The sequence below is a fragment of the Nocardiopsis rhodophaea genome, assembly GCF_039530945.1.
Lineage (GTDB): Bacteria > Actinomycetota > Actinomycetes > Streptosporangiales > Streptosporangiaceae > Nocardiopsis_C > Nocardiopsis_C rhodophaea.
On the sequence record NZ_BAAAPC010000015.1, the window covers coordinates 49,709 to 75,566 of the forward strand.

Below are 25,858 nucleotides of genomic sequence, written 5' to 3' on the forward strand. Positions count from 1 at the left end.
GATCGGGGAACTCGGCCCGGCCTGCGCCGGCCCCGGTCGGCGTTGTTCCTGGTCGGGCCGATATATAACGGAGGGTAGTTATCGACGGAGGGTGAAAAAGCGCGGCGAATGTTACACGGGATCGCGTCGGAGTCAAGGTGTGCCGTGTGACTCAGGCTAATCTTGCGGTGTCCGGTCCGCCCAACCCCGTCCCGTCCCACCCCGTCCGTTCACCGCCCCGTGGTGAGAACCGCGCACCCCGGAGCGCTACCAACGGTTGGCCTCCACATGCTGTTGCCCTTCATCCTCCTGCTGCACGCCGCAGTCGCCCCGCTGCTGCCGCGGCTGGTGCGCGCCCTGGGCCCGCGCGCGTTTCTGGTGGCGGCCCTCCCGCCCGCGACGGCCGCGATCTGGGCGCTGGTCCAGGCCCCCGCCGTCGTGGCCGGAACCCCCGTCACCACATCCGTGTCCTGGGTGCCCGGCCTGGGTATCGGCTTCGACCTGCTGCTGGATCCCCTCGCCCTGGCGATGGCGGTGCTGATCAGCGGCGTCGGCGCGGTGATCTTCGGCTACTGCGCCTGGTACTTCCACGCCGACGAGCGCGCTCTGGGGCGCCTGGCCGCCCTGCTGGTGCTCTTCTCCGGTGCGATGCTCGGCGTCGTCACCACCGACAACCTCTTCGCGCTCTACGTCTTCTGGGAGTTGACGTCGGTCACCTCCTTCCTGCTGATCGGCCACGACGACCGCAAGGAGAACGCCCGCCGCGCGGCCACCCAGTCGCTGGTCGTCACCGCCGGGTTCGGCCTGCTGATGCTCATCGGGTTCGTCCTGCTCGGCCACATCGGCGGCAGCTACCGGATCTCCGTCCTGCTCGCCGACCCCCCGCTGCACAGTGCCCTGCTGCCGGTCGCCCTCGTGCTCATCCTGGCCGGGGCGTTCGCCAAGTCCGCCCAGGCGCCCCTGCACTTCTGGCTGCCCGGCGCCATGGTCGCGCCGACGCCGGTCAGCGCCTACCTGCACGCCGCGGCGATGGTCAAGGGCGGGGTCTACCTCATCGCCCGGCTCGCCCCCGGCTTCGCCGACGTCGACCCGTGGCGGGCCATCGTGCTCACCGTCGGCCTGGCCACGATGGTCATCGGCGGCTGGCGCGCGCTCCGCCAAGACGACCTCAAACTGCTGCTCGCCTACGGCACGGTCAGCCAGCTGGGCTTCCTCACCCTGCTCGCCGGGGCGGGGACGAAGACGGCGGCGGTCGCCACCATCGGCGTGCTGCTCGCGCACGGGTTCTTCAAGTCGACGCTGTTCCTCACCGTCGGCATCATCGACCACCAGACCGGCACCCGCAGCATCTCCCTGCTGACCGGGATCGGCCGCCGCATGCCCGTGCTGGCAGGTGCCGCCGTGCTGGCCGCCGCGTCGATGGCCGGGGTGCCCCCGCTGCTCGGGTTCATCGGCAAGGAGGCGGCACTGGAGGCCTTCCTTCCCGACCGCGCCCCGGGGACGTGGCCGCTCACCGCGCCCCTCATGCTCACCGGCCTGGTCGTCGCCTCCATCCTGACGTTCGGCTACAGCGCGCGCTTCGCGTGGGGCGCGTTCGCCGACAAGGAGACCGTCTCCGAACGGCGCTTCGCCGCCCCCGCAGCCGCGTTCGTCGCGGCGCCCGTGCTGACCTCGGCGCTCGGCCTGCTGCTCGGCCTCTACCCGGTGCCCGTCGACGCGGTCGCGCGGGGCCACGCGGCGCTGTTCACCGCCGGGGAGCCCTACGACCTCGCGCTGTGGCACGGCCTCACCCCCACCCTGGGACTCACGGCGCTGGTGATCGCGGCCGGTGTGCTGGTGTTCGTGGGACGGTCGCTGGTGACGCGGGTGCAGAACGCGATGCCGCGCTGGCTCGACGCCGAGGTCGGCTACCACGTCTTCCTGCGCGTCGTCTACACCGCCGCGCTGCGCGTCACCCGGCGTACGCAGAGCGGCTCGCTTCCGGTCTACCTCGGGATCATCCTGGCCACCCTCCTCGCGCTGCCCGGCTCCTACCTGGTCGTGGGCCTGGTCAGCGGCGGCATCTCCCTCCCCCGCGACGGGGACGGGCCGCTGCTGTGGAACACCCCGCTGGAGGGCCTGGTCGCGGTGGTCATCTCGGTCACCGCAATCGCCACCATCCGCGAGCACCGGCGGTTCGGCGCGCTGATCCTGATCAGCGCCACGGGCTTCGGCGTCGCCGGGCTGTTCGTGCTCTACGGCGCCCCCGACCTGGCGCTGACGCTGGTATTGGTGGAGACGCTCACCACGATCATCCTGCTGTTCGTCCTGCGGCGGCTGCCCGCCACGTTCGGCACCCGGCCCAACGGCTGGGGCAAGCGCCTGACCGTCCTGCTCTGCGCAGCGGCCGGGACGTTCATCGCCGTCGCCCTGTGGACGATGACGGCCGCGCGCACCGACGCCCCCATCTCGCGCGACTACGCCCGGCACGCCGCCGAGGCGGGCGGGGACAACCTCGTCAACCTGATCATCGCTGACTTCCGGGCAATGGACACCTTCGGCGAGATCGTCGTGCTCGCGACCGCGGCGATCGCGGTGGCCTCCCTGGTCCTGCTCAACCGGCGGGCGCGCGTGGTGGTGGAGGAACCGGAGGACGAGAGCGTCGAGGACACCCCAGCGGCGGGGGAGAGCCCCGCGGCCGCGACGGCCCCCGGAGTCAGCGGGCCCGGACCAGGCGGGGCGGCGACCGGCGGAACGGCGCACGAGGGGGCGGACGAGACGACGAACGGAGAGCCGCGAGGGGGAACGTCATGACCGAGGACACCCGGCGCGTCCGCGGCGGTCCGCCCGAGGGGTGGGAAGCGCCCCGCGAGCGCTGGCTGAGCACGGTCATCCGACCGGCGTTCGGCCCCCGGTCCGTACTCCTGGAGGTGGTCGCCCGGCTGCTCATCCCCTCGATCCTGACCTTCGCGGTGTTTCTGCTGGTCTCCGGGCACGACCGGCCCGGCGGAGGGTTCGCGGCCGGCTTGGTCGCCGGGATGGCCTACGTCCTGCGCTACATCGCGGGCGGCCGCCGCGAGCTCGCCGCCGGGCTGCCGATGCGGCCCCAGGGCCTGCTCGCCCTCGGTCTGCTCATCGCCGCGGGGACCGCTGCCCTCCCGCTGGTGTGGGGAGCGCCGATCCTGGAGACCTTCGCCGCCACCGCCGACCTCCCCGTCTTCGGGAAGGTGAAGTTCTCCAGCTACCTCCTCTTCGAGCTGGGGGTCGTGCTCATCGTCGTCGGCCTCGTGCTGGCGGTCGTTGCCGCCCTGGGCGCGCGCATGGAGGCCGAGGAAGAGGAGGCCCGCACGCTCAGCGCGATCCGGCGGCGCCGGATGCGGCGCGCGGACACCACCGGCACGACCGCGGCCCGACCCACCACCGAAGGGAGTGATACAACGCCGTGAACGTCCCCGGACTCGTCCTTGTCATCGCCCTGGCGATCCTCTACTCCAGCGGCTTCTACCTGCTGCTGCAGCGCTCCCTGATGCGGGTGGTCTTCGGCATCGTCATGCTCGGCCACGCCGCGAACCTGTCGCTGATGCTCACCGACGCGGCGATCACTCTGCCGCCGCTGCTCGGCGGGGGCAGCGGGCAGATCTCCGACCCGCTTCCGCAGGCACTGGCCCTGACCGCCATCGTCATCACCTTCGGCGTGACCACCTTCCTGCTCGCGCTCGCCTACCGGGTCTGGCTGGGTGACGCCAACGACGAGGTCCCCGACGACCTGGAGGACCGGCGCATCCGGCGGCTGAGTGAGCCGGAGGACTCCCAGTGAACCTGCTGCTCGCCGGACCGTTCGTGATCCCGTTGCTGGGGGCGGGCATCACGATGCTGCTCCGCCGCACCCCGCGCTCCCAGCAGGTGGCGGGCGTGGTCACGCTGGCCGCGGTCATCGCCGACGCGGCGTGGCTGCTGTCGCTGACCGCCGACGGCTCCGTGCTCGTGAGCCACGCCGGAAACTGGCCCGCCCCGCTGGGCGTCACCCTTGTGGCCGACCCGCTGTCCGCACTGCTGCTCACGGTCTCGTCCGTCGTGCTGCTGCTCGTGCTCCTGTACGCCATCGGCCAGGACATCGGCGGCCTCAGCCGCGCCACCCCGCAGACGTTCCACCCCCTCTACCTGGTGCTCACCGCCGGGGTCTGCCTCAGCTTCCTGGCCGGCGACCTGTTCAACCTGTTCGTCGCCTTCGAGGTCATGCTGACCGCGAGCTACGCGCTCATCACCCAGGCCCCCACCCGGGCGCGGGTGCGTGCCAGCATGATCTACACCGTCGTCGGGCTCACGTCCTCGATCCTGTTCCTCACCGGGATCGCGCTGGTGTACGCGTTGGTCGGCACCGTCAACATGGCCGATATCGCCGTCAAGCTCGACCACGCCCCCGACGACCTGCGCATGGTGCTGGCGCTGCTGTTCCTGGTGGTGTTCGGCATCAAGGCCGCCATCGTCCCCATGCACTTCTGGCTGCCCGACAGCTACCCGGTGGCGATCACCCGCATCTCCGCGATCTTCGCGGCGCTGCTGACCAAGGTCGCGGTCTACGCCATCATCCGCACCCAGACCCTGCTCTTCGGGGACGACTCCGCCGGAGTGTCCACGGTGATGCTGTGGATCGCGATCGCCACCATGGTCGTCGGCATCATGGGCGCCCTGGTCCAGGACGACATCAACCGGCTCATGTCGTTCGCCCTGGTCAGCCACATCGGGTTCATGATCTTCGGGCTGGCGCTGAACACGGTGGCCGGAATCGCCGGTGTCATGGTCTACCTGGTCCACCACATCGTCGTGCAGGCCACGATGTTCCTGGTCAACGGATTGGTCCGACAGTTCGTCGGGCACACGTCGCTGCGCTCCATCCGCGGTCTGACGGCGGTGTCGCCCGCCCTGGCGATCTACTTCTTCCTGCCCGCGCTCAGCCTCGCCGGGATCCCGCCGATGTCGGGGTTCATCGCCAAGGTCGCGCTGTTCCAGGCCGGTGTCGAGGTTGGCGGGTGGCTGACCTGGATCGCCATCGGCGCGGGCCTGCTGACCAGCCTGCTCACCCTCATCGCGATCTTCCGTGTGTGGGCCCGCGCCTACTGGGGGACCCCGCTGCCGGACATGCTCGCGGCCCGGGCCGAACTCAAGCGCGGCCCCGACGCGGCCGGCCTGCGGATGATGACGGTGACGACCGGCGTGATGGTCGCCTTCGGCCTGCTCGTCGCGCTGCTGGCCGGCCCGCTGGTCGACTTCTCCTTCACCGCGGCGCACGACCTCGTCGACGGCGGCGCCTACATCGACGCTGTCCTTCCCGGAGGCGCATCATGACCCCGCAGCTGGCGCACGACGACCCGGCCGCCGCGGGCCCCCGCTGGCGCCGGATCCTGGGGCGACTCCCCACGGTCGCCTGGCTGACCGTGATGTGGATGCTGCTGTGGGGGGACGCGAGCCCGGGAACCGCCCTCGCCGGGATCGGCGTCGCCATGATCTGCTACTCCGTGGCCAAGCTGCCGCACATCCCGGTCCGGCTGAGCTTCCGCCCGCTCAGCGTGCTGCGGCTCGTCGGACACTTCGTGTTCGACCTGATCGTCTCCAGTGTCCACGTGGCCTCCCGCGTGCTGTGGCGCCCGCGTGAGGCCAACGGCGCGATCGTCGCGGTCCCGGTGCGCACCGACTCCGACCTGCTGCTGGCCATGGTCAGCGGGGGCCTCTCGCTGATCACCGGGAGCCTGGTCATCGAGCTCAACCGGGACGAGGGCGTCATCTTCGTGCACGGCATGCCGATCGGTACGCCGGACGACGCGGAACGGCTGCGCCGCCGTGTACGGCGCACCGAGGAGCTGTTCGTCCGGGCGTTCGGCACCGCCGACGACATCACCGCCTTCGAGGCGGCGGAGGGGGAGGCCCCCCGTGCGTGAGACGGCCGCGCCACCACCCTCGCCGCGCCACAGCTACGAACCAACCACCGATCGCCAAGGGAGGTGAGACGTGCTCGACATCGTGTACACGGCGACCGCCGCCATGCTGTCGCTGTCGGTGCTGTTCGTCCTGTTCCGGCTGGTGCGGGGGCCCTCCGTCCTGGACCGGATCATGTGCCTGAGCACGCTGTCGGTGCTGTTCGTCAGCTTCGTGGCGGTGGAGATGGCGGTGCGCGGGGACAACGCCTACATCGGCGTGCTGGTCAGCATCGCGCTCCTGGGGTTCGTCGCCACGCTGACGGCGGCGAGGTTCGCGGAGAGGCGGGCGCATGACCGCGACTGACGTGATGACCGCCGTGCTGATGCCGCTCGGCGCCCTGTTCACCCTGTTCGGGACGCTGGGCCTGCTGCGATTCCCGACGCTGCTGGGCCGCATGCACGCCGCCACCAAACCCGACACCGTCGGCCTGGTGCTCATTCTCGCGGGGGCGGCCTTCCAGCTCCCCGACGTGGCCGCCGCCGCCCCGCTGGTGCTGGTCGCCCTCTTCCAGTTCGTCACCATGCCGGTGCTCGCTCAGACCATGGGCCGGGTGACCTACAGCCGCGGCGAGACCGAAGAGGAGCACTTGGTCGTCGACGAGCTGGCCGACGCCCTCCGCGCGAGCGGAACGGGGGAGGGAAACGGCAGCGATGCGCCGGACGATCCGGGGCCGCGGCGCCGCTGATCCGGGGGCTTTCAGCCCGGTGGATGGCGCCGCATGTCGTCCAGCACGCGGCGCAGCCCCGGCTCGCGATAGGTGGCGGCGAAGCGCAGCACCAGATCGGAGTCGCAACGGTTGCCGGGCAGGATCTTGGTGATGGCGGCGCACTGCAGCGTCACCCAGTCGAGGCGCCGCAGTACGTCGGGCGGTAGCACATCATAGAGGTGCAGGGGGCGGTCGCCCGGTTCGGGCGGGGAATGGCCGGAGGCGGCGGCGTGCCCCTCCGCCCACGCCCTCCACGCGGCGTCGAAGGACCCGCCTTCGCTGAGGTCGACGCTCATGACGAGGGGGCCGGGGCGAGCTGGGTCTCCCCGTTCCCCCTGCAGAAATAGCACTTGCCGGATCCGTCGGGGCTGTTACCGGAGCCGCCGCAGCGGGGGCACGGACGGGCCATGGGTAGCTTCTCTCCCTGAAACGATCGTGTCTGATGACGCGGTATCCGCGACGTCGGTGGTGACCTCGGTTTCTTGCGAGCTTAGGGCGCCAACGCGCGGCTTGTCGGGACTTTCGCCAATTTCGGTCGGTGGGGGCACGGGCGCGGCCGACGTCGAAGATCGTCCCCGGATCCGCCGAGATGACGCGGCGGGGACGCCGTATTCCACGCATTCGAGCGGATATCCCGTGCTCTACGCGGTGTTTTCCGCGGTGGATATCCGATGGTTGTTCACCGCTGCGGGGATTCGAATTACTCTGGCGTTTCCAGTGCGGTCCGAGCGGGTCGGAGGATCCCACATGCGGTATCGAAGAACGGCCGCGGGGGTGCGCACCGCGCGCTCAGGCTCCTCGCTGGCGGCGGTGCTGACGGGCATCATCGTGGCGCCCGCGGCGGTCGCCCTGCCGGGCGCCGCCGACCGTGGCCATTCGAGCGGATGGCGCTTGGTCGCGGAGGAGGATTTCGACGATCCCCTGCACATCGACGCCACCCCCTGGACGCGCGACCCGCAGGGACGGGACAGCCCCTGGTACATCGACGCGTTCGGAGACGACGGCGAGGCGTGGCACGCGATGAGCGACCCCGATTTCTCCGCGCAGCTCGCCACCGTGGACGTGTATCGCAAACGGCAGGCCTTCGGCCGGGACGGCTGGCTGACCGCGGAGATCGCGGCGGTGGACAAGGACAGGTCCGGCGAGCCCGACTCCTCTCCCGGCCTGTCCACCGTCGACCTGCCGGACGGCCAGCGGGCCGCCCGGATCGAGGAACCCAGCTGGGACGCCGGGGTGCTGATCCGCTCCACCGACCCGCTCCCGGAGCGGTACCGGGTGGAGATGACGCTCCGCGACATCGACTTCGGCGGCATGCGCGGCGGTTCGTTCGAATACGACGGAAAGTACAACGGGTACCAGACCGACGGCACCTGCAAGACCAGTTTTCCGTGGACCTTCAACGGCGCTCTCCCGGGAGTCGCCCGGTGTGACTACCACGACGTCACCAAGGAGAACGGCTTCTACTATCTCGGGATACTCGACCACGCCACGCCCTCCCCGCAGGGGAACCCCGGCATCCACTTCCGCCGAAAAGTGGTCATGGACGGCTATTACAGCCACCAGTCGTGGTCACTGAAGAACGGCGTCTGCGACCCGGGAACCGGGCGCATCCACGGTGTGTTCGACGGAACGTTCAACGGCGTGAACGCGATCTTCGTCCGCGGCGACAGAATGCGGTCCGGAATCAACAACATCGGAAACGAGTACTACTTCAAGACCGCCTGCGGAGAATTCTCCGGAGATGAGCCCTTTGACGACGAGGGACGGTATTCGGGCATCCTCACCAGCACCGAACTGCGTCCCGAACTCCTCCCGCAGGCCGCCTACCACTTCGCCGTCGAACGCGACGCCTCCGGCTACACCCTCGAAATGGGCGGCCCCTTCCGGCACGGCGGGCCGCCCGGCCCGATCACGCTGCGCTTCCGGCACGATTTCGTCGAGGACGGCCGCCCGATCTGGCACTACAACCAGGCACCCGACGCCTACGACGGCGCCTTCGACCGCAGCCTGACGCACACCGGCCACTCCGGCACCTACACGACCGAGCACGCCTGGCCCGCGGACTCCGCCTACCCCGACTCGTTCATTATCGGCGACCCCCACCTGAACTTCTACGAGGGCACCGCCGTGGTCGACGACATCCGCCTCTACCTTCCCGCTACGTGAGGGCACGCCCGCGCCATGGACCCCGACACCCCGGACAGCGCCACGAACATCCTGGTGCTCCTCGCCGACAACCTGTTCGGCCAGGTGCCCCTCCTCATCGGTCTGATCACCCTGCTCGGGCTGGTGCTGCAAGGCAAGCCCGTCGAGGACGTGGTCGGCGGCGCGCTGCGGGCCGCCGTGGGCGTGGTCATCCTCTTCATCGGCGTCGAGGTGTTCACCGGCGGGCTGGAGGGCTTCCAGGCCGTCCTCGCCGACGCCGTGGGTGCCGCGCCGCCCGCCGCCGACCGCTCGCTCGGCGACTTCCTCGACTCCCACGGCGGCACCATCGCGCTGGTCCTCGCCCTGGCCTTCCTCGTCCACGTGTCGCTGGTCCGGCTCTTCACCGCCGCGCGCTACCTCTACCTCACCGGCCACCTGATGTTCTGGATCAGCACGGTCGTCGTTGCCGCCCTGGTGACCGCCGCGCCGGGCGCGGACCGCCTCACGGTCGTCCTGTGCGGCGCGGGGGGCGTGGCCGCCTACTGGACCGCGCAACCCCTGTGGATGCGCCCCCTCATGCGGCGCGTCATGCCCGACGACCGCTTCGGCTTCGCCCACACCAGTTCACTCGTCTGCCTCCTCACCGGGTGGGCGGGCCGAGCGCTCGGGCGCCTGGGGGCGCGGAGCACCGAGCGGCTCGTGCTGCCCAGCCGACTCTCCTTCTTCAAGGACGTGAATGTCAGCACCGCCCTGGTCGTCTCCGTCCTCATCCTCGGCGCGGTCGCGGCGGCCGACCCCGGCACCGTCGCCGAGCGGGTCGCGGAAACGGACCCCGGCCTCTCCCCATGGGTGTGGGCGCTCCTCGTCGGCCTGCGCTTCGCGGGCGGGATCGCCATCCTGCTCTTCGGCGTGCGCATGTTCCTGGCCGAGATCGTGCCCGCGTTCAAGGGCCTCACCGATCGACTCATCCCGGGCACCCGCCCCGCGCTCGACGCGCCCACGGTCTTCCCCGCCGCGCCGACCGCGGTCATGCTCGGCTTCATCGCCGCCACCGCCGTCTTCCTCCTCCTGCTCGGCCTGTTCTCCGCGGCGGGGTGGTTCACCCTCATCCCCCCGATGATCATGCTGTTCTTCGTCGGCGGTTCGGCCGCCGTGTTCGGCAACGCCGTCGCTGGCTGGCCGGGCGCGGTGCTGGGCGGCGCGCTCACCGGGATCGCGCTCGCCGCCGGCCAAGCCCTCACCTGGGGTCTGCTGGCGGGAACCGCGCCCGAGCTCGCGACCCTGGCCGACCCCGACTGGTACGCCATCGCCTGGCTGATCGCCGGGGCGCGGACCCTGCTCGGCGGCGCCGCGATCTGGGCGGTCCCCATCACCGCGCTCGGCACCACGGTGGCCGTGCTGCTGGCCCTGGGCCGCAGGGAACGACGCACCTCCGGGGAGCGCGCCCCCGCGGCCAAGGGCGAACAGAACTGAGGGGTGTGCGAACCGACAGCTCGACCAGAGGAAAGGGAAAACACGGCATGGACCGGACGCTGGAGGTGCTCACCGTCTGCGGGGTCGGCATGGGATCGAGCCTGATGCTCAAGATCACCGCCGAGGACGCGCTGCGCGCCCTCGGCCTGCCCGCGCGGGTCGAGGCCACCGACGTGTCGTCCGCGCGCGGCATGCGCGCGGACGTCGTCATCGGGCAGGAACTGCACACCGCCGAACTGGGTGACCTCGCTCCGATCGTCGTCACGATCACCGACTTCCTGGACACCGACGGGTTGGCCTCCGCCCTGCGGGAGCGGCTGAGGGCCCACGGGCTGCTGCCCTGAGGCGCGGACGCACCCCAACAGAAGGCGCCGCGGCTTGTGGACGGAGGGCGGCGCCCGCCGGGGGCTTCTGATAGCAAGGAGCACATGGTTACCTCCGTGCCCCCTGAGAGCGTGCCCGCGACCGCCGTCACTGACCCCGCCATGCGCGAGGCGGCCGAGCGCCACCTGCGTGCGCTCGCCGGGCCCTCCGCCCGGCTCCGCGACGACCAGTGGACCGCCATCCACGCGCTGGTGGCCGAGCAGCGGCGCGCCCTGGTGGTCCAGCGCACCGGGTGGGGCAAGTCGGCGGTGTACTTCGTGGCCACCGCACTGCGCCGGGCCGCGGGCGCGGGGCCCACCGTCATCATCTCGCCCCTGCTCGCGCTCATGCGCAACCAGATCGCCGCGGCCGAGCGCGCCGGGATCCGCGCCCACACCATCAACAGCTCCAACATGGCGGCGTGGGAGGAGACGTATGCGGAGATCGCCGCCGGCGCGGTCGACGTCCTCCTGGTCAGCCCCGAGCGCCTGAACAACCCCGAGTTCCGCGACCGCGTCCTGCCCGAGCTCGCGGCCGGTGCCGGGCTCGTGGTCATCGACGAGGCCCACTGCGTGTCCGACTGGGGGCACGACTTCCGCCCCGACTACCGGCGCATCCGCACCCTGCTGCGCGACCTGCCCGCGGGGATCCCGGTCCTGGCCACCACCGCCACCGCCAACGAGCGGGTCACCCGCGACGTCGCCGAGCAGCTGGAGGTCGGCGATGACGCCGGGACCCTCGTCCTGCGCGGGTCCCTGGAACGCGAGAGCCTCCGCTTGTCCGTCGTCGACCTGCCCGACTCCACCGCGCGCTGGAGCTGGCTCGCCCAGCACCTGCCCGAGCTGCCCGGGTCAGGGATCATCTACACCCTGACCGTCGCCGCCGCCACCGAGACCGCGGCGTTCCTCACCGAGTGCGGGCTCAACGTGCGTGCCTACACCGGGCAGACCGACCCCGAGGAGCGCCAGCGGGCCGAGGACGACCTGCTGAACAACCGCATCGAGGCGCTGGTGGCCACCAGCGCGCTGGGGATGGGTTTCGACAAACCCGACCTGGGGTTCGTCATCCACCTCGGCGCGCCGCAGTCGCCCATCTCCTACTACCAGCAGGTGGGCCGCGCCGGGCGCGGTGTCGAACGCGCCGAGGCCATCCTGCTGCCCGGCCGCGAGGACCAGGAGATCTGGCGCTACTTCGCGAGCCTGGCGTTCCCCCCGGAGCAGACCGTGCGCCGGACACTCGACGTGCTGGCCGCCGCTGACGGCCCGGTGTCCACCCCCCGCCTGGAGACCGAGGTCGACCTGGGCCGCGGCCGCCTGGAGCAGATGCTCAAGGTGCTCGACGTCGACGGCGCGGTCCGCCGGGTGCGCGGCGGCTGGGTGGCGACCGGCCAGCCGTGGAGCTACGACACCGACCGCTACGCCGCGGTGACCGCGGCGCGCGAGCGCGAGCAGCAGGCGATGCTCGACTACATCGCCACCGACGGCTGCCGCATGGAGTTCCTCCGCCGCCAACTCGACGACCCCGAGGCCGCGCCGTGCGGGCGCTGCGACTCCTGCACGGGCCGCCGCTGGTCCGGCGAGATCGACCCCGAGCGTCGCGCCGCCGCGGCGGCGCACCTGGCGCGGCCCGGCATCCCCATCGCGCCGCGCCGGCAGTGGCCCACCGGGATGGCGGCGCTGGGTGTCTCCGCCTCGGGCAATATCCCCGCCGGGCAGCGCGCCCAGGAGGGCCGCGCCCTGGCCCGCCTCACCGATATCGGCTGGGGGAGCGAGATGCGCCGCCTGCTCGCCGCCGACGCACCCGACGAACCCGTGGGCGACCGTGTCTTCCAGGGCATCATCGACGTCCTCGCGGCCTGGCCGTGGGACCAGCGCCCCGTCGGGGTCGTCGCCATGCCTTCGCGTACGCGCCCCCGGATGATCACCGACCTGGCCGCGCGCCTGTCCCGGGTCGGCCGCCTCGCGCCGGTGGGCACGCTCGACTACACCCACCCCGATGCCCCCGGGCCGCGCCGCCACAACAGCGCCCAGCGGCTCGCCCAGGTAGCGAACGCACTGACCGTTGGCGAACCGGTCGCCACGGCGCTGGCCACCCTGGACGGTCCGGTCCTGCTGGTCGACGACTACACCGACACCGGCTGGACCCTCACTTTCGCCACCCGTCTCCTGCGCGAAGCGGGAGCCGACGCCGTCCTTCCGCTGACCCTGGCAACCCGCGGCTGACCCGGGGCGCCGGTCGCACACCGCTCGGCGGCGCGGGAAGCGCGTGCCCAGCCCTCAGGGGGCCTAGGCGTCGCCCAGGTCGGGGCGGGCGCCGGGTTGGTGGAGGGCGCGGGCGGCCAGGCTTTGGGCGTGGCCCAGTGCGTCCTTGGGGTGGCGCCCGGCGAGCCAGGCCGGGAGGAATCCGGCGATGAACGCGTCGCCCGCGCCGATCGAGCCCGGCGAGGGCTCTACGGGCTCGGCCGGGACAGTGACGATGTCGTCGCGGGTCTTGGACGCCCACAGCGCGCCCTCGTCGCCCATCTTGATGACGACGTTGGGGAACCAGGCGGTGAGCACCTTCGCCGCCGCCTCGGGTTCGTCGCGGCCGGTCAGAACGCGGGCCTGGTCGCCGTTGGCGAACAGCAGCCGGGCGCCGTTGGTCCAGTCCAGGTAGTTCTCCGCGCCCGCGCGCTCCAGCGGAGCGTGGGACCCGGCGTCGACGGAGATCGACATCCCGGTCTCGCGCGCCATGCGCAGCGCCATCCGGGCCGCGCGCCGGGAGTCGTCGTTGATCAGGGTGTAACCGGAGACGTGCAGGTGGCCGTCGGGGGCGAAGACGTCGCGCGGCAGGTCCTCGGGCTGGAGCCGCGCGTTGGCGCCGGGGTCGCTGAGCATCGTGCGGTCGCCGCGGTGGGTGATCATCACCACGCAGGTGCCCGTGGGCCGCTCCGGGTCCATGACGAGGCGCGAGTCGATGCCGTAGCCCATCAACTCCATCTCGCGGGTGCGCCCGGTGATATCGGATCCGCGGCGGCCGACGAACGTCGTCTCGGTGCCCTCGATCGCCAGCCACGCCGCGACGTTCGCGCCGGAGCCGCCGCCGTAGGTAATGACCGACGCGGGGGTGTCGCTGCCACGGGCCAACGGGTAGAACGCCCGCGCGACAGCGTCGGTCATCAGATCGCCGATCACGACCACTCGTGCCATTGCTCCAGCCACCACCTTGCCGCCGCGTCCCGCGGGTACCGCGCGCTTTCGTGCCCGTTAAGAACGTCTGCTATGCGACGTTAACAGGTCTGAGGGGGGCGGCGGGTAACGAAGTGGCAGACCACGGGGAGCAGGCGTGGGGTTCGTCACCTCCGGCCGGATCTCGTTTAGGCTCAAAAACGTGCAGTCATACCCGAAACACTGGGAAGCCGACGTAGTCCTCACCGATGGCGGGACCGCCCATATACGCCCCATCGTGCCCGAGGACGCCGATCTGCTCCGGGCCTTCCATTTGCGCCTGTCCCCGGAGACCATCTACTACCGCTTCTTCGCTCCCTACCCCAAACTCTCCAACCGCGACGTCGAGCGGTTCACCCATGTCGACTACGAGGACCGCGTCGCCCTCGTCGCGACCATCTCCGACGTCATGGTCGCCGTGGTCCGCTACGACAAGGTGAGCGAGGGCGAGGCCGAGGTGGCCTTCGTCGTCGAGGACGCCCACCAGGGGCGCGGCCTGGCCTCGGTGCTGCTGGAGCACATCGGCGCGGCCGCCCGTGAGCGCGGCATCCACCGGTTCATCGCCGACGTGCTCCCCGAGAACCGGCGGATGGTCAACGTCTTCCGCGAGGCCGGATACACCGCCCAGCAGACCTTCGACGAGGGCGTCATCCGCCTCACCCTCGACCTGGAACCCACCGCCTCCTCCCAGGAAGTGATGCGCGCCCGGGAGCAGCGCGCCGAGTCGCGCTCCATCTCCCGGCTGCTCTTCCCCGAGTCGGTCGCCGTCATCGGCGCCAGCCGCACCGCGCACACCATCGGCCAGACCGCCCTGCGCAACGTTCTCGCCGGGGACTTCCAGGGCCCCGTGTTCCCCGTGCACCCCGAGGCCAAGGCCGTCGCGGGCGTGCGCGCCTACCGGAGCGTGCTCGACATCCCCGACCCTGTCGACCTCGCCATCGTCGCCGTGCGCGCAGACATGGTCGTCGACGTGGTGGACGAATGTGCCCGCAAGGGCGTGCACGGCCTGGTGGTGGTCAGCTCCGGCTTCGGAGAGGCCGGACCCGAGGGGCGCGCCCGACAGGACGAGCTGGTGCGCACCGCACGCGCCGCCGGAATGCGCGTGGTGGGACCCAACTGCCTGGGCATCGCCAACACGGACCGCTCGGTGTCGCTCAACGCCACCCTCTCCCCGGACCTGCCGCCACGCGGCCCCATCGGGTTCTTCTCCCAGTCCGGCGCGCTCGGCCGGGCCATCCTGCAGCGGGTGGCCGACCGGGGCATGGGCCTGAGCACCTTCGTCTCGGCGGGGAACCGCGCCGACGTGTCCGGTAACGACCTGGTGCAGTACTGGCAGGAGGACCCCGCCACCGAAGTCGTCCTGCAGTACCTCGAATCCCTCGGCAACCCGCGCAAGTTCACCCGGCTCGCGCGGCGCCTGGCCCAGCACAAGCCCGTGGTGGCGGTGCGCAGCGGCGGCTCCTCCCAGGGCGTCCCGACGGGACACGCCGCCGGTGCGCTGGCGCTGCCCGATTACGGTGTCACCTCGCTGTTCCAGCAGGCCGGTGTGGTGCGGGTGGACGACATCACGCAGATGTTCGACGTCGCGCAGCTCTTCGCCTACCAGCCGCTGCCGACCGGGCCGCGCGTCGGCATCCTCGGCAACTCCGACTCACTGGGGCTACTGGTCAAGGACGCCTGCGTGCGCTCCGGCCTCAAGCCCCACGAACCCGTCGACCTCGGCCCCACGGCCACCGCCGAGGACTTCGACCGGGCGTTGACCGCCGCCCTCGCCGACGACGCCGTCCACTCCGTCGTCGTCGTGTTCATCCCCGCGCTGAACCCGATCTCCGACGACGTCGCCGAGGTCATGCGGGCCAAGGCGGCGACCAGCGCCAAGCCCATCGTCACGACCTACCTCGGCTACCAGGGGCTGCCCGAGGAGCTGCGCCAAACCGGGGAGAACGGGGAGACGGTCCGCGGGTCGGTCCCCTCCTACCCCGCGCCCGAGGACGCCGTGCGCGCCCTCGCCCATGCGACCCGGTACGCCATGTGGCGCCGGCGCGACGCTGGGCGGCACCCGGAGCTCCCCGACATCGACGGGGCGCGGGCACGCGAGATTATCGACCGGACCCTCGCCCAGGCCGAGGAGGCCGGGGAGATCCCGCCGCCGGTGTGGTTCACCAGCGAGCCGGTGCACAGCGAGGAGAACGCCGTTGCTCCGGAGACGGCGCGCGACCTTTTCGGCTGCTACGGCATCGACGTGTGGGAGGACGTCCCGGTGGCCTCCGCCGACGAGGCTGTCGCCGCGGCTGAGCGGCTCGGCTACCCGGTCGTGGTCAAGGCTAACGCCCCCGACCTGCGGCTGCGCGCGGGTGGCACCGGCATCCGCGCCGACCTGCGCACGCCGACCGACGTCCGGGGGGCGTTCACCGCGCTGTTCGACCGGCTCGGCGAGGAGGCCATGCTGGCGGTGCAGCGGATGGTGGTGCCGGGCGTGCCGACGGTAATCCGCGCCGGGGAGAACCCGTCGTTCGGCTCGGTCGTCGGGTTCGGTTTGGCCGACGTCACCGCCGAACTGCTCGATGACCGAGCGTTCCGGCTGGCACCGCTGACCGACGCCGACGCCGCCGACCTGGTACGCGCGGTGCGCTCCTCGCCCCTGCTGTTCGGACTGCCGGCCGGGGCCACCTCGCTGGCCGAGACGCCCGATGTCGAGGCGCTGGAGGAGCTGCTGATCCGGGTCTCGCGGATGGTCGACGCGTTCGCCGAGGTCGCCCACGTCGATCTGGACCCGGTCGTCGTGAACGCCGACGGCGCACACGTCCTGGGCGGCCGCCTGTGGCTGCGCGAACCACCCGACCTGCGGCCCGACGCGGGACCGCGCCGACTCCGCGGCGTGACGTTCTGATCCTCCGCGCTGCGCCTATGGCCCGGTCCGCGCAGCGGATTGCACGCTCGCCACCGCTGGCGCGGCCGGCTGTCAGGCCGGACGGGGCTCCGGTTCCGGCTCTGGTTCCGGTGGCATCGGCCCCGGCCCTGGCCCCGGTCCGGGCTCGGGCATCGGCGGCTCGGGGGGCGTGGGCGTCGGGTCGGGCGGCACAGGACCAGGACCTGGCGGCTGCGGTCCGGGCGGTTCCGGTACGGGTACCGGTGGCACGGTCGCATACATGTCATCGGCCCTACCCCAGATCAATTCCGGTTATCCGCATCTGCCACACCCATTGATCCGCGTGCGGATCCGCCCGCTGGTTCGCCGGTCCGCGGCTCACCCTGTGGGTGCGGGATGCGATCTGCTGCCGGGAGAGGGCAGGATGGAGGCATGAGGAAAACGCGTGCCGTGCCCACCGACTGGCGCTCGGAGATCGAGCGCAGCGGGTATTACCCCGGTCTCGTGATCGACGCCGTCGCCACAGCTCTCGGCAACGAGACCGCCGAGGCCTTCGTCGTCCACCACGAGGCCATTTTCGATCCCGCGATGGAAATGCGGCGGCACACCACAGTCCTGCTGCTCACCCCCACGCGGCTGATCGTCTGCCACACCGACGAACATCCGCCCGCGGAAGGGAACGGGCGCCCGCACGCCTCGACTACCACCGACGCCATCCGGCTCGACAACATCCAGTCCGTCGCGCTGACGCGGGTGGTCGCCGACCCGGCCAACTACGCCCCGGGCAGCCTGCCCAGCGAGGTCGTGTTGAGCATCAGCCTCAACGTCAACTGGGGAGCCATCGCCCATATCGACCTCGAACCCGCCTCCTGCGCGGACGAGTCCTGCGAACTCGACCACGGCTACACCGGCGCCATCACCGCCGAGCCGCTGACCCTGCGGGTCAGCCAGGCCGCCGACGGCACCGACTCCGTGGCCACCATGGTCAACTTCGCCAACGTGCTGTCCGAGGCCACGTCCCGCGGCTGACGCGGCGGGGCACGTGCGGCACCGGTCGGTGGCGCGGCGGCGCCGAACAGCGGAAACCGATCTGTGGCGGATCTGGCATCCCCGGATTCCCATCGGGTCGTCGCGCGCGGCGGCCGGGGGCGGATGCCGATCCCGGCACAGCCCGAGAGGCAAGGTGGATCATCCCCGATGAACGCGACCCCGTTCGAGTCCCCGCGCTACGGCGGCGCGTCGCTCGCCGACCTGACCCCGTCGGTTCTCGCGTCGCTCGGCGTACCGGGGGAGAACGGCCCCCTGGGCCTGCCCCCGGTGCGTCGCGCCTGCGTACTGCTGGTCGACGGCATGGGCTGGGAGCCGCTCCTCGCGAACCGCTCCCACGCCCCGTTCCTGTCCTCCCTCATCGACGACGCCACGCCGATCACCGCCGCCTTCCCTACGACCACCGCCACCAGCCTCACCACCCTGGGCACCGGTCTGTCGCCCGGACACCACGGCGTCATCGGCCTCCAGGTCGCCATCCCGGGCAGTGACCGCGTCCTGCACCAGCTCCGCTGGGACCCCGACGTCGATCCCGAGGTCTGGCAGCCCCGGCCCACCGTCTACGAGCGCGCCGAGCGGGCCGGCGTGACGACCTCCTACATCGCGGCCGGCGCATTCGAGGGCGGCGGGCTGAGCCGGGCATCGGCGCGCGGCAGCCACTACGTTCCCGCCAACGACATCACCGAACTCGCGGTCCAGGCGGCCGCGACGCTCACCTCGGCCGACCGAGCCCTGGCGTTCGTCTACCACCCCGACCTTGACATGTACGGCCACATGGTCGGCGTGGACTCCGCCTACTGGCGGCTGCACCTGGGGCACGTCGACCGCCTCGCCGAACAGATCGCCGAGGCCCTGCCACCCGACGCCGCGCTCTACATCACCGCCGACCACGGCATGGTCGATACCGGCCCCGACACCCGCGTCGATGTCGAGTCCGACCCCGACCTCAGCGCGGGCGTCCGCGTCCTGGCGGGGGAGGCCCGGGTCCGGCAGGTCTACGTCCGCGACGGCGCGGCCGACGACGTCCTGGCCGCCTGGCGGGAGCGCCTCGACGGGCGCGCGGAGGTGATCACCCGCGACGACGCCATCGCCCGCGGCCTGTTCGGCGTGGTCGACGACGATGTCCGCGAACGCATCGGCGACGTGCTGGCCCTGGCCCGCGGCGACATCGCGCTGGTCGCCCCGAAGGCCGAACCGTTGGAGAGCTCACTGGTCGGGCAGCACGGTTCGCTCACCCCCGCGGAACTGAGGGTGCCCCTGTTGCGGGTGACCACGGTGGCCTAAGGTTGCGCCGTGGACACCGCAGAGCTGGCCCCCGATTTCGAGCTACCCGACCAGGACGGCGTCCCGCGTCGGCTCACCGACCTGCTCGCCTCCGGCCCCGTCGTGCTGTTCTTCTACCCCGCGGCCATGACACCCGGCTGCACCGCGGAGACCTGCCACTTCCGCGACCTGGGCGCGGAGTTCGCCGAGCTCGGCGCGCGGCGGGTCGGGATCAGCTCCGACCCGGTCGGCCGGCAGTCGGAGTTCTCCGGGGCGCACGACGTCGACTTCCCCCTGCTCTCCGACACTGAGGGCACCGTGGCCGACCTCTACGGCGTGCGCCGGGGCGGCGTGTTCTCCGCGGTGGCGCCGACCAAGCGGACGACCTTCGTCATCGGCACCGACCGCCGCGTGCTGCACATCGTGAGCAGTGAGATCCGCATGCAAGCCCACGCCGACGGCGCCCTGCGCGCCCTCCGGGAACACGCCCGCTGACCGCCCCTCGGCGGCGGCGACCCACCCCCCCATTCCGTTGATCTCGGCGATATCGACGTAATACCGACGAGTATTCGGCCGGTATCGCCGAGATCAACGGAGGTGACGACCAGGACAACGCAGCTACGAAAGGGCACAACGACCATGGTGGACGCCACCGCGCCGCTGGTGCGCCGGAGCACCGAGAGAGGTGTCGCGACCCTCACCCTCGACTCGCCGCACAACCGCAACGCGCTCTCCGCTCGGCTGCGTACCGAACTCGCTGCCGGCCTGGCCGCCGCCTTGGCCGACGACGCCGTGCGCGCGATCCTTCTCACAGCTGTCGGGCCGGCCTTCTGCGCCGGAGCCGACCTGAAGGAGGTCGCCGCGGAACGCGCCGGTCAGGCCCCCGATCCCGATGCGCCCGGCATGCCCGACCTGTTCTCCACCATCATGGACGCGGAGAAGCCGGTCGTCGCCCGCCTCAACGGCCCCGCCCGTGCCGGCGGCATCGGCCTGGTCGCCGCCGCCGACATCGCCATCGCACCGGAGGAGGCCACCTTCGCCTTCACCGAAGTGCGCATCGGCGTGGTGCCTGCCATCATCTCCGTCCCCGTCACCGCGCGCATGCACAACCGCCAGCTCAGCCGCTACTTCCTCACCGGCGCGACCTTCGGCGCCCGCGCCGCTGCTGAGGCTGGACTGCTGACCGCCGCCGTCCCGGCCGACCGCGTCGAGGAGGCGACCGAGGAGGTCCTCGACGGGTTGCGCAGGAGCGCGCCGCGCGCGCTGGCCCGCACCAAGGCCCTGCTGAACGGCCCGGACGCGGAGGCGCGGGCCTCGGCGTTCGCAAGCATGGGCGAGGTGTCCCGCGAATTCTTCGCCAGTGACGACGCGGCGGAGGGGCGCGAGGCCTTCTTCCAGAAGCGCCCCCCGCGTTGGGTGCTGTAATAGGGGCGTGAGTTATTCCGGAGATACGCGGGTCGGTGGGCCCGCCGACGTACGCGAACTGCCCGAGCTCGTCATCGCCAAGCTCGCCGTGGGGCCGATGGACAACAACGCCTACCTGCTGCGCTGCCGGCGCACGGGCGAGGCGGTGTTGATCGACGCCGCGAACGAGGTCGACCGCCTCCTTGAGCTCATCGGCGACCAAGGGCTTGCCCGTGTGATCACCACCCACCGCCACTATGACCACTGGCAGGCACTGGCCGAGATCGTGGGCATGACCGGTGCCCGGACCGTCGCCCATCCCGATGACGCGGACGAGCTTCCGGTCTCGGTGGACGAGCCGGTCGAGCACGGCGGGCGCATCCCCGTCGGGGAGTGCGGCCTGGAGGTCATCCACCTGCGTGGCCACACACCGGGCTCGATCGCCCTGCGCTACGACGACCCGCAGGGCCAGGTGCACCTGTTCACCGGGGACAGCCTCTTCCCCGGCGGCGTGGGCAAGACCTGGGCGCCGGAGGACTTCCGGTCGCTGCTGGACGACGTGGAGAAGCGGGTCTTCGCCGTGCTGCCGGACGACACCTGGGTCTACCCGGGCCACGGCAAGGACACCACGCTGGGCGCGGAACGCCCGCACTTGGGAGAGTGGCGAGAGCGCGGCTGGTAGAAGGTCGGGCGTCGACGGACGTCCCCGAAGCGAATGACGCGGAATCGGGACCCCCGTGCCGCCCGGCAGGCGGCACGGGGGTCCCCCGTCAGCTCGGCGGAAGCCGCCGACGGCCGACGAAGCCGAGTTCGCTGCGGTGGTACCAGGCCAGTTCGGGCTCGCCCTCCAGCCAGCACAGGCGCACCTCGACCCCGTCGAGCAGCGCGGGAAAGTCGATGAGCACCGGCGCCAGGTTCTTCACCTCGATGCCGTGGCTGGGAAACCAGCTGTGCATCTCGCCGAACCGCGCCTCCATCGCCTTGAGCTCCGGCACTCCGCCCAGAGGCGAACTCCCGGCGATCCGCAGATCGGCGGCGAGCTCCGCCAGGTCGGCGCGGAGCTGGACGAACTCGTCGACCCGTTCGCGCACCTCGGGCATGAGGGCGCGTGCCTCGTCGAGCGTGAACAGGTGCGGTTCGGCCGTTGCACCCTCCGGTCCGGTCCCGGCTGGGGGCGTCTCGTCGTTCATGGATTCACCGTACCGATCGCGCTGTGCGGAGAGGCGGATCAACCAGCGCCAAAGCAGACGAAGCCGGTGTCGGCGAGGTGGTCGGCGACCGCGCGGGCGGGTGTGGCGCCGGAGGCGATGGCCTGGTGGAAGCGGGTCATGGCGTCCGGCGTGCCCTGGTCACGCACCGGGAGCACGCCCGCGACGACGGTCGCGCCCCCCAGCGCCAGCAGCGCGGTGCCGAACCCGATGGGCACCCCGGCCGGTGAGGCGACGGTCGCCCCCACCCGGCACGAGGAGAGCACCGTCAGGGCGGGCACGGAGGCCAGGAGCTCCAGGTCGTAGGCGAACAGAGGGCCGTCCGCGAGGGCGAGCCCCGAGAGCATCGGGGCACCGGCGGGCATCAGCCCGTGGGCGGCGATGTGCGCCAGGTCGGCGTGGACCAGCCGGTCCAGGACGGCCCCGACCCGGGCATCGGTCCCAGTGAACACATCGGCCGCGGGAAAGCGGCGGTGCAGAGCGTGGATCTCCGAGGCCGCGGCGCCGAGTTCCCCGTCGGCCGCGAGCAGCACCCGCGGGGCGCGGCGGTCGACGGCCCGTGCGCGCCTGCGGCAGGCCAGCCATGCCCGGCCCGAGGGGACCACGCTCACCTCCCGCCCGCGCAGGGAGGGCAGCACCCCCCAGGGGAGCGCCTGGGAAAACGGCGCCGGAGCGATCACCAGCGGGCGATCGTCGGGGAGCCCGGAGATCGGGGCGAACAGCAACCGCTCGACCTCCGCGGCGAGGGCGCTCAGACTCGCGCCCATGTCGGAGCCGTCGGTGCGGGCATTCATCCGGGCGAGACCGTTAAGCCGGTGGACGGCGTCGTCGATGATGGGGAGCGGCGGCAGTGGATGGGCGGCCACCCGCCCGTCCACGACGGTGATCGCCGTCGGTACACCGTGGGGCTGCGTGAAGCAGACAAAGGCGCAGCGACCGAGCCGTTCGGAGAGCTCGGCGGTGTCGAAGGTGCCCGGGGCCGCCGACGCGCCGGGTCCGGACGCGCCACCGCGAGCGGGAGTGGGCGTACTCGGCCGGTCGACGATACCGAGCGCACCGCTGCCCGCCCCAGCGGCCACGCATCCGCTGTGCCACTGCGCCGGGCCGAGCAGTGAGGCGATCCGCCGCACCTCGGCCGACGCCTCGTCGTCTCCCGCCCGGAGGCGGGCGAACGCCGCCCGGCACCGGTCGAGCATGCCCCGCCACACCGGGTCGCGGCAGCGCCCCGGGGCGCTGAAGAGCGTCCGTCCGTACTCGACCCACTCCAGCGCGGCCGTGGCATCTTGCTCGCCCAGCGCGCCCCGGGCTCCGGCGGCGGCCACCTCGCGTTCGTGGGTCCGCTGGTGGGCCAGCAGCTCCAGGTGGCGTACGGCGGGAGCCACCGGGCGGCCGTCCTCCGTCGCCCGCAGCAGCTCGCGCCGCGCCCGCGCGTGATCACCGGCGGCGATCGCGCGCAGGGCACTGGTGTGGCGCGGGGCCAGAACCTCCGGCGACAGCGGACCCAGCGGCGCGCTCGACACGCATCGGGCGATGGCCAGGGCCGTTCCCGCTGACGGGGGAGCGGCGGTTGCGCGCGTGCCCGGCCCGCCGGGCGGCGGGGTCGTGGTGCGGGTCCCGCTGCCGGGCGGTGCGGGACGCGGGCGGGGAATCCCCGCGGGCCGGGGGCGCGGACCCTCGGGCCTCCCGGGGTGCGGTCGGGGACGCGGGATACGCAGGGCGGACCACATTACCTGGTCGGCCAGCCGAGCCCACAGCGAGTCGGGAGCGCACCGGGCGCGAACCCGCGACGCCTGATCGCGGGCGGCGTCCCGCTCGTCGCGGCTCAAGTGAACCTTGGCGCGGAGCAGCCGCGTGGTGATCTCGTCCGCGGAAACGCCCTCCGGGCAGATGCCGAGCAGAAGCCGCCGGGCCTCCCCGAACATTCCGGCGGCCAGGAGAGCATCGGCATGGTCGAGCCGCAGTCCGACCCTGCGCCGCTCAGGAACCAGGCCGGCGGCCGCCCTGAAGCGGGCGACGGCGGTGGCGATGTCGCCCCGGCGCGTCGCCAGGCATCCCAGGTTCTGCAGCGCGACCCCGCGCAGGCAGTCCAGCGACTGGCCTTCGGCCAACTCCAGCGCCCGCCCCAGATCCTCGGCCGCCGCCGCAGGACACCCGGAGTACATCAGCGCCAGTCCGCGGTTGGTCAGGAGCCCCGGCAGCATGCGTGTATCGGCGGCGCGGCCGAGCTCGGCCAGTGCCGCGTCGAAACGGGTGATGGCCATTCCGAAGCGCCCCCGCTGGGCGGCCGCGACCCCCTGGTGCACCAGAGTCGGTACCCGCGTCGAGGGGGTTCCCGCCGCCATCCGGCCCAGCGTGGCCCCGGCGATCCCCCCATCTCCGCGCAGCGCCAGGAGTCCCAACCGCGAGGCCCGTGCGTGCGCCGCCGCCTCGTCCAGGCCCGCCCGGACCGCCACCGCCGCGGCCTGCCGCAGCGTCCGATGCGCCCGCGCGGTTTCCCCGGACTCCCGCTGCGCCATGCCCATGATCCGCAGTGCCACGGATCTCGTCCCCGGATCCGGCGTATCGGCGAGCATCTCCTCGGCCCGCCGCCGCGCTTTCTCCGGGTCGCGGGCGATGAGCGTAATCGGCAGGTGAACATCGACATGCTGCGGATCCGCCATGCGTGAACCTTTCGCACGTGACGATCGTGCAGGGGGACGCTGGAACAGCACTCGCGTCGCTGTCTGTTGGCAATGCGTCACTGCAAGTGATATCACCCAGCGATCCTCGGACGGGAGGGGCACTGTGGTTTTCCACGGACCGAACCGTCCTGATTTCTCGCCCGAGGTCGGAAAACACTGCCGATACACGTCCCCGACGCCCGACGACGGCCCCCTGTTGCAGGCGGTCGCTTATCTCCCGGGGCACCGGGGGACCGCGCGCCAGGCGGGCTCCGATCGAGGGTGATCCGTGCTGGCGAGGGTGCGGGTGGCCGCGTGACCGCGCCGGTCCAGCCGCGCCCTTGTGTCTCGCCCCGATCTCGCGCTCGCGGACGCCGCGAGGGCCGTCTAGTAGGCCATCCAGGGGGTGCTGACCGGCGGCCCGTCCTTGCGGCGGAGGAGGATGCTCACCGGCCCCCGGGGGAGTGAGCGGGCGGCGAAGGTACCGGATTCGTCGAGGTTATGCCGGGTTGTGCCCCGTGGCCAGCGGATGTGGATGTCGGTGACGTCGGTGGGGCTGACACGGCCCACGATGTCGCGGTGGTCGTCGCGGACCGTGATCTCCACCCGCACGGTCAGGCCCGCGGCGTGGAAACGCAGGTAGCGCGGGGAGGTCGCGAGGTCCGACATGGCGCGCAGGTCGGTGGCCGGGTCGTCGAGGGAGTCGGTGACGACCTCGGCGATAACGGCGTCGTCCGCTCGCGTCGCGAAGGCGGCGCGGGCCGTGGCTCGGATATCGGCGGGTGCGGGGTCATCGGGGGGAGAGCCCCCCCGCAGCGCTTCCGCCATCCGGTCGTCGAGGGTCGCCTCCCACGGATCGTGGGCGAAGCCGCTCGCACGCGGCCCGGCGCGGCGGACGCTCGATCGGTGGTTGTCGATGCCCTGGTCCTCGGCGGTCATCTCACGGACACTCCCCAGTGCTGTCGTCGATCAGCAGGCGGCGCAGGCGCCGTCGGGCGCGGCGCCGGGCGCTGGGCACCCGGTCGAGCGGCAGGCCGGTGAAGTCCGCGACGTAGGAGGCCGATGCCCGAGGGGCGTCCATGTCGAGGATGGCGATAGTGCGGTCGGGCTCGGCCAGTTCGGTGATGGCGCGGTAGACCCGGCGTCGGCGTTCGGTGGCCAGGAGGTGTTCCTCGGGGGTGGGCCGGTCCCGGGCGGCCGGGGTGTCGAACATGTCCAGCTGGACGGGGTCCTCCAAGGCGAGGCGTCGCGTCAGTTTCAGCTGCTTGCGGCACGCGTTGTGGGTGGCCGCGGCGAGCCACGCGCCGGCGTGCTCCGGGGTGCGGATCAGGGGCAGGTGCTGCCAGAAGCTGAACCAGACCGTCTGCTCGGCATCCTGCGCGTCGTGGAGGGACATCCCGTAGAAGCGGACCACCGACCGCACGCGGCGGGCGAATCTGGCGATCAGGTGCTCCAGCGCCTCGGCGTCGTCGAGTGCGCGCTTCACCAGTTCGCCGGTTGCCATCTCGGTCCAGGGCTGGTCACTCACCCGCACCCCCGATAGACTCACTGCCCCCGCAATCACGCGGAAGAACGGAGAT

Annotated in this window: 23 protein-coding genes; 17 read left to right on the plus strand and 6 right to left on the minus strand. The window is 72.0% G+C overall.

Annotation, left to right across the window (positions count from 1 at the left end):
* The first annotated feature begins 267 nt into the window (after positions 1 to 267).
* From mbhE to mnhG, 7 genes are all read left to right on the plus strand, one after another.
* Positions 268 to 2,772 (plus strand): hydrogen gas-evolving membrane-bound hydrogenase subunit E, encoded by a 2,505-nt coding sequence (gene mbhE, locus ABD259_RS17170; protein WP_344163888.1) that lies wholly within the window; start codon positions 268 to 270, stop codon positions 2,770 to 2,772.
* Positions 2,769 to 3,404 carry an MnhB domain-containing protein gene (locus ABD259_RS17175; RefSeq protein WP_344102432.1) on the plus strand — a complete coding sequence of 212 codons (636 nt, stop codon included), beginning with the start codon at positions 2,769 to 2,771 and terminating at the stop codon, positions 3,402 to 3,404. Before mbhE ends, ABD259_RS17175 begins: the two co-directional genes overlap by 4 nt.
* Positions 3,401 to 3,775, plus strand: a complete 375-nt coding sequence (locus ABD259_RS17180) for a sodium:proton antiporter (protein WP_344102429.1) — start codon at positions 3,401 to 3,403, stop codon at positions 3,773 to 3,775. The genes ABD259_RS17175 and ABD259_RS17180 overlap by 4 nt, the downstream gene beginning before the upstream one ends.
* A complete protein-coding gene (locus ABD259_RS17185; protein WP_344102427.1) occupies positions 3,772 to 5,304 on the plus strand; it encodes a Na+/H+ antiporter subunit D in 1,533 nt (510 codons plus the stop codon). Before ABD259_RS17180 ends, ABD259_RS17185 begins: the two co-directional genes overlap by 4 nt.
* Positions 5,301 to 5,894, plus strand: a complete 594-nt coding sequence (locus ABD259_RS17190; protein WP_344102425.1) for a Na+/H+ antiporter subunit E — start codon at positions 5,301 to 5,303, stop codon at positions 5,892 to 5,894. Before ABD259_RS17185 ends, ABD259_RS17190 begins: the two co-directional genes overlap by 4 nt.
* Before the next feature lie 70 nt (positions 5,895 to 5,964).
* Positions 5,965 to 6,237 (plus strand): MrpF/PhaF family protein, encoded by a 273-nt coding sequence (locus tag ABD259_RS17195; RefSeq protein ID WP_344102422.1) that lies wholly within the window; start codon positions 5,965 to 5,967, stop codon positions 6,235 to 6,237.
* A complete protein-coding gene (gene mnhG / locus ABD259_RS17200) occupies positions 6,224 to 6,619 on the plus strand; it encodes a monovalent cation/H(+) antiporter subunit G (RefSeq protein ID WP_344102420.1) in 396 nt (131 codons plus the stop codon). Before ABD259_RS17195 ends, mnhG begins: the two co-directional genes overlap by 14 nt.
* 11 nt (positions 6,620 to 6,630) lie before the next feature.
* Here mnhG and ABD259_RS17205 read toward each other — a convergent pair whose 3' ends face one another.
* Entirely contained in the window at positions 6,631 to 6,990 is a 360-nt protein-coding gene (locus ABD259_RS17205; protein WP_344102418.1) for a hypothetical protein, read from the minus strand.
* 397 nt (positions 6,991 to 7,387) lie between these two features.
* Here ABD259_RS17205 and ABD259_RS17210 point away from each other — a divergent pair, with 397 nt between their 5' ends.
* The 4 genes from ABD259_RS17210 to ABD259_RS17225 all read left to right on the plus strand — a co-directional run bounded on the left by ABD259_RS17210 (position 7,388) and on the right by ABD259_RS17225 (position 12,843).
* Complete coding sequence (locus ABD259_RS17210) at positions 7,388 to 8,806, plus strand: hypothetical protein (protein ID WP_344102415.1); 1,419 nt, start codon at positions 7,388 to 7,390, stop codon at positions 8,804 to 8,806.
* 15 nt (positions 8,807 to 8,821) lie between these two features.
* Complete coding sequence (locus tag ABD259_RS17215) at positions 8,822 to 10,258, plus strand: PTS transporter subunit IIC (RefSeq protein ID WP_344102412.1); 1,437 nt, start codon at positions 8,822 to 8,824, stop codon at positions 10,256 to 10,258.
* A 47-nt stretch (positions 10,259 to 10,305) separates the two neighbouring features.
* Positions 10,306 to 10,602: a PTS sugar transporter subunit IIB gene (locus ABD259_RS17220; RefSeq protein ID WP_344102410.1), complete on the plus strand. Its 297-nt coding sequence runs from the start codon at positions 10,306 to 10,308 to the stop codon at positions 10,600 to 10,602.
* Between the two features lie 84 nt (positions 10,603 to 10,686).
* The gene (locus tag ABD259_RS17225; protein WP_344163891.1) at positions 10,687 to 12,843 is read left to right on the plus strand and encodes a RecQ family ATP-dependent DNA helicase; all 2,157 of its coding nucleotides are present in this window, start codon (positions 10,687 to 10,689) and stop codon (positions 12,841 to 12,843) included.
* Between the two features lie 63 nt (positions 12,844 to 12,906).
* Here ABD259_RS17225 and ABD259_RS17230 read toward each other — a convergent pair whose 3' ends face one another.
* Positions 12,907 to 13,800: a carbohydrate kinase family protein gene (locus ABD259_RS17230; RefSeq protein ID WP_344102666.1), complete on the minus strand. Its 894-nt coding sequence runs from the start codon at positions 13,798 to 13,800 to the stop codon at positions 12,907 to 12,909.
* A 190-nt stretch (positions 13,801 to 13,990) separates the two neighbouring features.
* Here ABD259_RS17230 and ABD259_RS17235 point away from each other — a divergent pair, with 190 nt between their 5' ends.
* The 6 genes from ABD259_RS17235 to ABD259_RS17260 all read left to right on the plus strand — a co-directional run bounded on the left by ABD259_RS17235 (position 13,991) and on the right by ABD259_RS17260 (position 21,092).
* Complete coding sequence (locus ABD259_RS17235) at positions 13,991 to 16,717, plus strand: bifunctional acetate--CoA ligase family protein/GNAT family N-acetyltransferase (RefSeq protein ID WP_344102408.1); 2,727 nt, start codon at positions 13,991 to 13,993, stop codon at positions 16,715 to 16,717.
* Between the two features lie 429 nt (positions 16,718 to 17,146).
* Positions 17,147 to 17,725 (plus strand): DUF5998 family protein, encoded by a 579-nt coding sequence (locus tag ABD259_RS17240; RefSeq protein ID WP_344102664.1) that lies wholly within the window; start codon positions 17,147 to 17,149, stop codon positions 17,723 to 17,725.
* A 168-nt stretch (positions 17,726 to 17,893) separates the two neighbouring features.
* Entirely contained in the window at positions 17,894 to 19,027 is a 1,134-nt protein-coding gene (locus ABD259_RS17245; protein WP_344102405.1) for an alkaline phosphatase family protein, read from the plus strand.
* Positions 19,028 to 19,036: 9 nt separating this feature from the next.
* Complete coding sequence (locus ABD259_RS17250) at positions 19,037 to 19,501, plus strand: peroxiredoxin (protein ID WP_344102404.1); 465 nt, start codon at positions 19,037 to 19,039, stop codon at positions 19,499 to 19,501.
* A gap of 144 nt (positions 19,502 to 19,645) precedes the next feature.
* The gene (locus tag ABD259_RS17255; protein WP_344163991.1) at positions 19,646 to 20,431 is read left to right on the plus strand and encodes an enoyl-CoA hydratase-related protein; all 786 of its coding nucleotides are present in this window, start codon (positions 19,646 to 19,648) and stop codon (positions 20,429 to 20,431) included.
* 7 nt (positions 20,432 to 20,438) lie between these two features.
* Positions 20,439 to 21,092, plus strand: coding sequence for an MBL fold metallo-hydrolase (locus tag ABD259_RS17260; protein WP_344102402.1), 654 nt, complete (start codon positions 20,439 to 20,441; stop codon positions 21,090 to 21,092).
* 88 nt (positions 21,093 to 21,180) lie between these two features.
* Here the strand turns inward: ABD259_RS17260 and ABD259_RS17265 are convergent, their stop codons facing one another.
* The 4 genes from ABD259_RS17265 to ABD259_RS17280 all read right to left on the minus strand — a co-directional run bounded on the left by ABD259_RS17265 (position 21,181) and on the right by ABD259_RS17280 (position 25,806).
* On the minus strand, positions 21,181 to 21,600 hold the full coding sequence (locus ABD259_RS17265; protein WP_344102400.1) for a DUF2203 domain-containing protein: 420 nt from the start codon (positions 21,598 to 21,600) through the stop codon (positions 21,181 to 21,183).
* A gap of 38 nt (positions 21,601 to 21,638) precedes the next feature.
* A complete protein-coding gene (locus ABD259_RS17270; protein WP_344163894.1) occupies positions 21,639 to 24,278 on the minus strand; it encodes a CHAT domain-containing protein in 2,640 nt (879 codons plus the stop codon).
* A gap of 387 nt (positions 24,279 to 24,665) precedes the next feature.
* Positions 24,666 to 25,217, minus strand: a complete 552-nt coding sequence (locus ABD259_RS17275) for a hypothetical protein (protein WP_344102396.1) — start codon at positions 25,215 to 25,217, stop codon at positions 24,666 to 24,668.
* A gap of 1 nt (position 25,218) precedes the next feature.
* Positions 25,219 to 25,806 carry an RNA polymerase sigma factor gene (locus tag ABD259_RS17280; protein ID WP_344102394.1) on the minus strand — a complete coding sequence of 196 codons (588 nt, stop codon included), beginning with the start codon at positions 25,804 to 25,806 and terminating at the stop codon, positions 25,219 to 25,221.
* Positions 25,807 to 25,858: the final 52 nt, after the last annotated feature.

Excerpts from the sequence above, each read along its gene's own strand:
- mbhE (WP_344163888.1), top strand. The coding sequence starts at position 268 with ATGCTGTTGCCCTTCATCCTCCTGCTGCACGCCGCAGTCGCCCCGCTG.
- ABD259_RS17175 (WP_344102432.1), top strand. The coding sequence starts at position 2,769 with ATGACCGAGGACACCCGGCGCGTCCGCGGCGGTCCGCCCGAGGGGTGG.
- ABD259_RS17190 (WP_344102425.1), top strand. The coding sequence starts at position 5,301 with ATGACCCCGCAGCTGGCGCACGACGACCCGGCCGCCGCGGGCCCCCGC.
- mnhG (WP_344102420.1), top strand. The coding sequence starts at position 6,224 with ATGACCGCGACTGACGTGATGACCGCCGTGCTGATGCCGCTCGGCGCC.
- ABD259_RS17210 (WP_344102415.1), top strand. The coding sequence starts at position 7,388 with ATGCGGTATCGAAGAACGGCCGCGGGGGTGCGCACCGCGCGCTCAGGC.
- ABD259_RS17215 (WP_344102412.1), top strand. The coding sequence starts at position 8,822 with ATGGACCCCGACACCCCGGACAGCGCCACGAACATCCTGGTGCTCCTC.
- ABD259_RS17220 (WP_344102410.1), top strand. The coding sequence starts at position 10,306 with ATGGACCGGACGCTGGAGGTGCTCACCGTCTGCGGGGTCGGCATGGGA.
- ABD259_RS17225 (WP_344163891.1), top strand. The coding sequence starts at position 10,687 with ATGGTTACCTCCGTGCCCCCTGAGAGCGTGCCCGCGACCGCCGTCACT.
- ABD259_RS17245 (WP_344102405.1), top strand. The coding sequence starts at position 17,894 with ATGAACGCGACCCCGTTCGAGTCCCCGCGCTACGGCGGCGCGTCGCTC.
- ABD259_RS17255 (WP_344163991.1), top strand. The coding sequence starts at position 19,646 with ATGGTGGACGCCACCGCGCCGCTGGTGCGCCGGAGCACCGAGAGAGGT.
- ABD259_RS17265 (WP_344102400.1), bottom strand. The coding sequence starts at position 21,600 with ATGAACGACGAGACGCCCCCAGCCGGGACCGGACCGGAGGGTGCAACG.
- ABD259_RS17270 (WP_344163894.1), bottom strand. The coding sequence starts at position 24,278 with ATGGCGGATCCGCAGCATGTCGATGTTCACCTGCCGATTACGCTCATC.
- ABD259_RS17275 (WP_344102396.1), bottom strand. The coding sequence starts at position 25,217 with ATGACCGCCGAGGACCAGGGCATCGACAACCACCGATCGAGCGTCCGC.